Origin of the sequence: Dokdonella sp., assembly GCF_036518555.1 — a bacterium.
Taxonomy (GTDB): Bacteria; Pseudomonadota; Gammaproteobacteria; order Xanthomonadales; family Rhodanobacteraceae; genus Dokdonella_A.
Window position 1 is genome coordinate 1 of record NZ_DATDMY010000295.1, and the last position, 8,012, is coordinate 8,012.

General features: G+C 69.6%; 7 protein-coding genes and 1 pseudogene. 2 read left to right on the forward strand and 6 right to left on the reverse strand.

The window, feature by feature from the left end; genetic code table 11:
* Together VI238_RS15935 and VI238_RS15940 are read left to right on the forward strand one after the other, a co-directional pair.
* A partial coding sequence (locus tag VI238_RS15935; RefSeq protein ID WP_331653137.1) for an efflux RND transporter permease subunit occupies positions 1 to 1,285 on the forward strand: 1,285 nt, incomplete at its 5' end.
* Complete coding sequence (locus VI238_RS15940; protein ID WP_331653139.1) at positions 1,272 to 2,456, forward strand: efflux RND transporter periplasmic adaptor subunit; 1,185 nt, start codon at positions 1,272 to 1,274, stop codon at positions 2,454 to 2,456. The genes VI238_RS15935 and VI238_RS15940, both read left to right, overlap by 14 nt.
* 86 nt (positions 2,457 to 2,542) lie before the next feature.
* Here VI238_RS15940 and VI238_RS15945 read toward each other — a convergent pair whose 3' ends face one another.
* The 6 genes and pseudogenes from VI238_RS15945 to VI238_RS15970 all read right to left on the reverse strand — a co-directional run.
* Entirely contained in the window at positions 2,543 to 3,928 is a 1,386-nt protein-coding gene (locus VI238_RS15945) for a hypothetical protein (RefSeq protein ID WP_331653141.1), read from the reverse strand.
* 48 nt (positions 3,929 to 3,976) lie between these two features.
* Positions 3,977 to 5,326, reverse strand: coding sequence for a GTP-binding protein (locus VI238_RS15950; RefSeq protein WP_331653143.1), 1,350 nt, complete (start codon positions 5,324 to 5,326; stop codon positions 3,977 to 3,979).
* A gap of 237 nt (positions 5,327 to 5,563) precedes the next feature.
* The gene (locus VI238_RS15955) at positions 5,564 to 6,112 is read right to left on the reverse strand and encodes a YceI family protein (RefSeq protein WP_331653145.1); all 549 of its coding nucleotides are present in this window, start codon (positions 6,110 to 6,112) and stop codon (positions 5,564 to 5,566) included.
* 23 nt (positions 6,113 to 6,135) lie between these two features.
* On the reverse strand, positions 6,136 to 6,705 hold the full coding sequence (locus VI238_RS15960; RefSeq protein ID WP_331653147.1) for a cytochrome b: 570 nt from the start codon (positions 6,703 to 6,705) through the stop codon (positions 6,136 to 6,138).
* Positions 6,706 to 6,707: 2 nt separating this feature from the next.
* The gene (locus VI238_RS15965) at positions 6,708 to 7,337 is read right to left on the reverse strand and encodes a YceI family protein (RefSeq protein WP_331653149.1); all 630 of its coding nucleotides are present in this window, start codon (positions 7,335 to 7,337) and stop codon (positions 6,708 to 6,710) included.
* A 194-nt stretch (positions 7,338 to 7,531) separates the two neighbouring features.
* Positions 7,532 to 8,012: pseudogene (locus VI238_RS15970) on the reverse strand (GTP-binding protein HSR1); the annotation flags it as partial.

The following is an 8,012-nucleotide window of genomic DNA, read 5'->3' on the forward strand; positions in this document are numbered from 1 at the left end:
CGGCGACATCCAGATCGCGCTCAAGGAAGGCCACGCGCCCACCGAGACGTACGTCAAGCGCATGCGCGAGGAACTGCCGCGCCGCTTCCCCGGCGCGACGTTCTCGTTCCTGCCGGCCGACATCGTCAGCCAGATCCTCAACTTCGGCGCGCCGGCCCCGATCGACGTGCAGATCCGCGGCCCGCGCGTCGCCGAGAACTTCGCTTATGCGCAGACGCTGCTCGCGAAGGTGCGCCACGTGCCCGGCGTCGTCGACGCGCGCATCCAGCAGTCGCTCGCGAGCCCCGGCTTCAAGGTCGACGTCGACCGCAGCCGCGCGCAGTACGCGGGCGTCACCGAACGGGACGTCACCAACAGCATGGTGGTCAACCTCGCCGGCTCGAGCCAGGTCGCGCCGACGTTCTGGCTCAATCCGCAGAACGGCGTGTCGTACTCGATCGTGATGCAGACGCCGCAGTACGCGGTCGATTCGCTCGCGGACCTGCGCAACCTGCCGGTGACGCCGTCGGCCGGCGGGTCGCCGCAGGTGCTCGGTGGCATCGCCGACATCGATCGCACCGCGTCGAGCGCGGTCGTGTCGCAGTACGACATCCAGCCGTTGGTGCAGATCTACGCGACCACGCAGGGGCGCGACCTCGGCGCCGTCGCGGCCGACCTTTCGAAGCTCATCGACGCGAGCAAGGCCGATCTGCCGAAGGGCGCGAGCGTGTCGATGCTCGGCCAGGTGAAGACGATGAACAGCGCGTTCTCGGGCCTTTCCTTCGGCCTGCTCGGCGCGATCGTGCTGATCTACCTGCTCATCGTCGTCAACTTCCAGTCGTGGAGCGATCCGTTCGTGATCGTCACCGCGCTGCCGGCCGCGCTCGCGGGCATTGTCTGGATGCTGTTCGCGACGAGCACGACGCTGTCGGTGCCGGCGTTGACCGGCGCGATCATGTGCATGGGCGTGGCGACCGCGAACAGCGTGCTCGTGATCAGCTTCGCGCGCGAGAAGCTCGACGAACTCGGTGACGCGACCGCGGCCGCGCTCGAGGCGGGCTTCGTGCGCTTCCGTCCCGTGCTCATGACCGCGCTCGCGATGGTCATCGGCATGGCGCCGATGGCGCTCGGCCTCGGCGAGGGCGGCGAGCAGAACGCGCCGCTCGGCCGCGCGGTGATCGGCGGCCTCGTGTTCGCGACGATCGCGACCCTGCTGTTCGTGCCGGTCGTCTTCAGCATCATCCATTCGCGCCACGGCAAGAAGGCCGCGACGCCCGTCATCGGAGTTCCCCATGTTGCCGTCTGACATCAGGCCGTCTGAAACCCATGGCACGAAGCGCGGCCTGCGCATCGCCGGCCTCGTCGGCGCGGTCGTGGCCATCGCGGTCGTCGCCACGGGCGTGCTCGCGCGCAGCCGCGGCGAGGCGAAACTGCGCGATTGGACCGAGGCGCAGGCGATCCCGACCGTCGCGGTCGCGCCACCGGGCGCGAACGCGGACGGCGACGAGCTCAAGCTGCCCGGCCGGCTCGAAGCCTACGCACGCGCGCCGCTGTACGCGCGCACGAGCGGCTACCTCAAGAACTGGACCGCGGACATCGGCACGCCGGTGAAGGCGGGCCAACTGCTCGCCGAGATCGAGACGCCCGACCTCGACCAGCAGTTGCAGCAGGCGCGCGCGGACCTCGCGACCGCGCAGGCGAACGAGAAGCTCGCCCGCATCACGGCCGAGCGCTGGCAGAAGATCCTGCAGTCCAACGCGGTGTCGAGGCAGGACGTCGACGAGAAGACCGGCGACCTCGCCGCGAAGCGCGCGCTGGTCGCGTCGGCGAAGGCGAACGTCGACCGCTACGTCGCGCTGAAGGGCTTCACGCGCATCGTCGCGCCGTTCGACGGCATCGTCACCGCGCGCAACACCGACGTCGGCGCGCTCGTCAACGCAGGCAGCGCGGCGGGCCAGGAACTGTTCGTCGTCTCCGATACGCGCAAGCTGCGCGTCTACGTGAACGTGCCGCAGAACTTCGTGCCCGACGTGCCGCCCGGTACGAAGGCGACCCTGAGCGTGCCGGAGCACGCGGACCAGCGCTACACGGCGACGGTCGAGGCGTCCGCGCAGTCGGTCAACGCGCAATCGGGCACGACCCTCATGCAACTCGTCGTCGACAATGCCGCCGGCGAGCTGCTGCCGGGCAGCTATGCGAACGTGAGCCTCGCGCTGCCGCACGACGCGCGTGCGCTCAGCATTCCCGCGAGCGCGCTGATCTTCGACGCCGCCGGCCTGCGCGTCGCGACGGTCGGCGCGGACAATCGCGTCGTCATGAAGCCGGTCACGATCGCGCGCGATTTCGGCAAGACGATCCAGCTCGGCTCCGGCCTCGACGCCACCGACCGCGTGATCCAGAACCCGCCCGACGGCGTCACCGCGGGCATCGAGGTGCGCGTGGCGGGCAATCCTGCCCCTGCTCACGCAAAGGGGTGACCTCGGCGACGCCGCCTTCCGTGCACCACGTCGCGCGCAACCCGGGGATCAGGCGGCTCGTCACCGCTGCAAGGTTTCGATATGCATCACTCGAAGCCGTCGGCGAAGATCGGGTCTTCGAGCGTGATCGAAACGCGTGCGACGAAGTAGTCAAAGGCGCTTGCCGCCGTCTTCTCGACACCCGAGACGAACAGGCGGTCGCCCGCCAATGCGGCCCGGTTGATTGTTCCGATCTCCGGGTCGGTGCCGATGTGGAGAATCTTGCGACCTCCGTCGCCGAAGTCCGGGTCGAGCGAGCCATCGTCGGCGAGGCGGGCCAGAAGCGGTACACGCGATGACGCGCCCTGTGCTGCTCCGGCGAGAACGAGCTTGCCATCCGCCTGCACGACGACGGCACGCGCGAAATCCATGCCCGCCGGAACGCTGTCGAACGCCACCCGGACCTTGCCGGCGTCGCCGAAAGCGGCGTCGGGCGAACCGTCGTCGAGCAGACGCGCGACGGCGACATCGTAGTTGGGCGTCGTAGTCGAGGACGTGTCCGCCATGCCGACCACGACGGTGCGTCCCGCATGATCGATGGCGAGGCCGTAGGCAATGTCGCTCCCGCTTCCGCTTCCGCCGGCGTCGAACGCGACCAGCGTGCGACCCGCCTGGCCGAACGATGCGTCGAGGGCGCCGTTCGGCAGTACGCGCGCGACGGCGAAATCGGAGTTGGCATTGCTCTCGGCGTCGTGCGGATTGCTACCTGCGATGACGATGCGCGCTTGCGCATCGAGCGCCACCGCGGCGGCCATCGCGTCGCTCTGCGGGAACGAGATCGCCGAGATCTCTGTCCATCCGGTGCCATTGAAGGACGGGTCGAGCATGCCGTTGGCCGTGAAGCGTGCCAATGCGAAGCGATACAACGGGCCCCCTTCGGTTGCCATCAGCTGGCCGCCGACAACGATGCGACCGTCGGTCTGCAGCGCGACGCTGCCCGCCTCGGCGACGCTGATCAAAGCCTGCGTTCCAACGGCGGTGGCCGTGCCGCCTTCGCCGAACGACGGGTCGAGCGTGCCGTCAACGGTGAGGCGGGCCACTGCGAACAAGCCGATGATCGCGGGGCCAATGTTCCATTTGGTCGATCCCGCGGCCACGATCTTGCCGTCCGGCTGCACGGCGAGGCTGGAGCACTGGTCGTAGCCGCTGTAAGGCGAGTGGTCGAACGCGATCGACACCCGGCCGTTCGTACCGAAGGCGGTATCGGGCGACCCGTCGGCGAGAAAGCGGACGACGAGAAAGTCATGATCGTTTCCCGTTGCATGCGTTCCACACGCGAGGACCTTTCCGTCCGGCTGCATGCTCATTCCGGAATACGACGACGCATCGGCGATGCCCGCATAAGCGACGCCTGCGATACCGAACGAAGGATCGAGGTCGCCGTCGGATGCGCGCGCGAACGTCACCATCAGCAACGCGAGCGGCAGAACCATGGAGTATGCAGCGCGCATTTCGTCACCCATGTTGCGCTTGGATTCGAATCATACCGCGCGCGAACGCAGTCGCCGCAGGATCTCTTCGCGCGCCTCGCGCAGGATCGAATCGCGGTCGAGGCTCGCGACGATGTCGGCGACGACGCGCTTGGGGCCGAGCTCGCCCCAGGACTTGCCCGCGACGAGGTACTTCTCCGCGGCGCGGCCGACGAGCTCGGTCGCATACCACGCGAGCGCGCCCTGAGCGCCCGCGGTGACGACGGTGGAGACGCCGGCGCTGAGGCCCTTGAGCGCGGACGCGACGAGGTGAACGCCCCAGATCGCGCCCATGAGGGCGGCGAGCTGGGCGGTTATCACGCCGATGAGCGAGCCCGCCTCGGTCCGCGTGAGCGGCAGCCCGTAGACGCGGCCGAGGTGCATCACGAGCGCCGCATCGAGGGCGCCTGCAGCGAGCAGGTCGGCGACCGGGATCGGATTCAGCGCGACCGCGAGCGCCTTCGCGACGCAGTACTGGCGGATCACCGTGTCCGCGAGTTCGCGCCGCGCCTCGGCGATGCGTGCGCCGACCTGGTCCGCGACGCGACCGGCGAACAGGCTCGCGTTGAGCGCGGCGAGCGTGCGGCCCTCGCGCTCGAGCACGGCGAGCAGGCGCGACCGCAACGCGGCGAGATCGGGCGGCTGCTCGACGAGCTCGATCCGTTCGCTGCCGTCGGCGTCGACGCGCACGCGCCGGGTCGCTGCCGGCTGCGCCGCGATCGCGACGACGTCGTCGGCGCGCACGAGCCCCGCCGCGCGCTCGCGCAGGCGTTCGAGCAGGCGTTCGCGCTCGTCGTCGCCGTAGCGGTCGGCCTTGTTCAGCGCGAGCAGGAGCGGGCGCTCGGTGCGCGCGAGTTCGACCAGCGCGTCGCGCTCGCGCTGCGTCATGTCGCCGTCGACGACGAACACGACGAGGTCGCTGACGCTCGCGACGTCGTAGGCGAGCCGCTCGCGCGCCTCGCCGTCGAGTTCGTCGATGCCGGGCGTATCGATGAGATGCACGCCGCTGCCGGCGACGTCCTGCCAGCGCCGCTGGCCCGCCTCGCGCGTCGTGCCGTGCAGTACGCCGACCGTGAATGCGTCGTGGCCGAGCAGCGCATTGGCGAGCGCGGACTTGCCGACGCTGACGCGGCCGAACACGGCGATGTGCAGCTCGCCACGCTCGAGCTTGCCGAGCATGGACTCGAGCCGCGCGAAATCGACGGCGAGGCCGTTGCGCACATTCGCGGGGATGTGCGGGTCATCGAGCAGCGCGCGCAGGCTCTGCGCCGCCTGTTCGCCGTGCGCGACACCCTCACCGGCCCGCGCGGGCTCGCGCGCGAAGCGCGCCCGCAACCGCTGCCAGATCGACGTGGGGTTCATGGACGGATTATTCGGGGCAAAAGCAGTTTCACGAAGGACACGAAAAAGAGCACACGAAGGACACGAAGAAAAGTACTTGTTACAAGGCAATGCCACCGCGCGCGCTCATCGAGGGGATCGCGCACGACCGTCGCGCTGATCGGACGTGCGGTCGCCTCTTCAATTCTCGGTTCGATCTTCGCTCTACTTCGTGTCCTTCGTGTCCTTCGTGTTTCAATCTTTGGCGCTGATATGCCGTCACTTCGTCGTCAGCACGAGGTGGCCGTGCACGGACACGTCGGCGCCGACGTCGGTCCAGTCGCTGCCCGCGCCGAGCCCGAAGTCGGCGCGCTTGAGCACGCTGTCGACGTCGAGCGTCGCCGTCGCACCCGTTTCGACGAACTTCACCTTGAGCGTCACGGGCTTGGTCTGGTCGCGGATCGTGAGCTTGCCCTGCGCGGTGACGCTGCCGTCGGCGCCCTGCGCGAACGACTCGGTCTCGAAGCGTGCCTTCGGGAACTTCGCCACCGCGAAGAAGTCGCTGCCCTTGAGCGCATCGTCGCGTTCCGCGCTCGCGGTGTCGGCGCTCGCGAGATCGACCGTGACGTCGAACCGCGCCTTCGCCAGATCGGCGGCGTCGTAGGCGATCTTCGCATCGAAGGCCTTGAACGTGCCGTTGAATGCCTCGCCCTGATAGCTGCCCTTGAAGCCGAGCGTGCTCTTCGAGGCATCGACGTTCCAGTCGCGCGCGGATGCCGCGACCGGCAGCAGGAGGATCACGAGGGTGGGGATGAAGGTGCGCAGCATGACGGTTCTCCAGCAGGGTTGGATCAGGCGGCGCCGCCGCGGCGCCCGCCGGGCAGCATGCGGCGCAGCACGTCGTCGCGGTCGACGAAATGATGGACGAGCGCGGCGGCCGCATGGCCCGCGGCGACGAGCACGAGGGTCCAGAACAGCCATTCGTGCGTTTCCTGCGCGATCTCCTTGATCGCGGGAGCGGCGCCGCCGGTGAGGCTCGGCATCGGCACCACGCCCCACCAGACCAGCGGTCGCAGCGCGGTCGCCGAATCGAACAGCCAGCCCGACAGCGGCACCGCGAACAGCAGCGCATACAGCAGGGCATGGCCGACGCGCGCGCCGATCGCCTGCCAGCGCGGCATCGACGCGGGCTCCTGCGGGCGCCGGTCGAACAGGCGCCAGCCGAGGCGCAGCAGCGCGAGCAGCAGGATCGTGAGGCCGAGCGACTTGTGCAAGGTGAACCACGCGATCACGCTCGGCTTCTTCGGCAGTTCGACCATCACGAGGCCGAGCGTGCCCTGCACGAGCAGGAGCAGCACGATCGTCCAGTGGAACAGCTTGGCGAGGGTGCCCCAGTGCGCCGCGTCGCTCTTCAGTGCCATCGTCATTCCTCCTTGCCCGGTGCGGCGTCGTCGTCGCGCAGGCCCTCGACCTCGATGCGCAGCTCGACCTCGGCGCCGATCACGTCCTTGTAGCGCGTGACGCCGAAGTCGAAGCGCGGCAGGGTCGCCGTCGCGGAGAAACCGGCCTTCTGTTTGAACGCGTACGGGTCGTTGCCGACGCGATTGAGGGTGAATGCGAGATCGAGCGCGCGCGTTTCGCCATGGAACGAGAGGTCGCCGTGGATGACGCCGTGGCGCGCATCGGTCTGCTCGACGCGGCGGCTGACGTACCGCGCGGTCGGCCAGCGCGCGACGTCGAGCAATTGCCCCGAGGTCGCGGTCGCATTCCACTTGGCGTCGCCGAGATCGAGCGAGGCCAGATCGACGACGACGTCGACGTGCGCGCTGCTCCAGTCCTTCGGATCGAAGCGGAACCAGCCGTCCTTGACGCGCAGGCGGCCCTGCGGGCGCGAGAAGCGCTGGTGGTCGACCGCGAAGCCGACCTGCGTGTGGACGAGGTCGAAGCGGTAGGTGACCGGCGCCGCGGCCGCGGGCATCGCAACCGCGAGCGCGAGCGCCGCGGACGAGGTACAGGCGAGCACCGGGCGAGGGCGGGACGATGGCGTCGACATGCGACGAGCTTGGCAAAAACGCCGCATGCGCGCCACCCTCGCGGGGTGAACGCTGCGTTCCCGAATGAATGCCGCGGTCGCGCCCGGCGTGCGCCGCACCGGGCCGCCCGCAGGAGCCCGCTGTGAGCGACCGGTGAAGCCGCCGGGTTCGATGCCGTAGTCGCACACGGGGGCGCTCCCGCGCACGCGCGCCCTCAGCCGTCGGCCCTCGTCTCCCGCGCGGCCTCGAGGGCGAGCCGCGCGACGCGTTCCAGGCGGTCGCGAGCGGGTTCCGCGAGCAGCGCGCGCACGCGCGTCTCGACGTCGGCGACGTCGAGCGACGCGTGCTCGGCGAGCGTATCGGCGATCGCATGGCCGAGGCTGTCGAACACGAGCCCGTACGCGATCGCGTGCAACACGCCGCCGCCGAGCGTACCAAGCCCGGGGAACGCCTTCATCGCGTTGCCCGCGATCGCGAGCACGAGCGCGGTCGTGTTGCGAACGGTGAGGCCGACGCGCGAGAGCAGCGCCTCGACGTCGAGCTCGCGCACGGCGACGCCATGGATGCGCGCGAGCTCGCGCACGAGGGCGGTACCGAGCGCGCCCTGGATCAGGATATCGCTGCCGGGGGCGACCGCGGCGAGCGCGCCGACGACCGCGCGGCGCGTGTACTTCGCGACCGTCTCGGCCGATTCG

Excerpts from the sequence above, each read along its gene's own strand:
- VI238_RS15950 (WP_331653143.1), bottom strand. The coding sequence starts at position 5,326 with ATGAACCCCACGTCGATCTGGCAGCGGTTGCGGGCGCGCTTCGCGCGC.
- VI238_RS15940 (WP_331653139.1), top strand. The coding sequence starts at position 1,272 with ATGTTGCCGTCTGACATCAGGCCGTCTGAAACCCATGGCACGAAGCGC.
- VI238_RS15965 (WP_331653149.1), bottom strand. The coding sequence starts at position 7,337 with ATGTCGACGCCATCGTCCCGCCCTCGCCCGGTGCTCGCCTGTACCTCG.
- VI238_RS15955 (WP_331653145.1), bottom strand. The coding sequence starts at position 6,112 with ATGCTGCGCACCTTCATCCCCACCCTCGTGATCCTCCTGCTGCCGGTC.
- VI238_RS15960 (WP_331653147.1), bottom strand. The coding sequence starts at position 6,705 with ATGGCACTGAAGAGCGACGCGGCGCACTGGGGCACCCTCGCCAAGCTG.
- VI238_RS15945 (WP_331653141.1), bottom strand. The coding sequence starts at position 3,928 with ATGGTTCTGCCGCTCGCGTTGCTGATGGTGACGTTCGCGCGCGCATCC.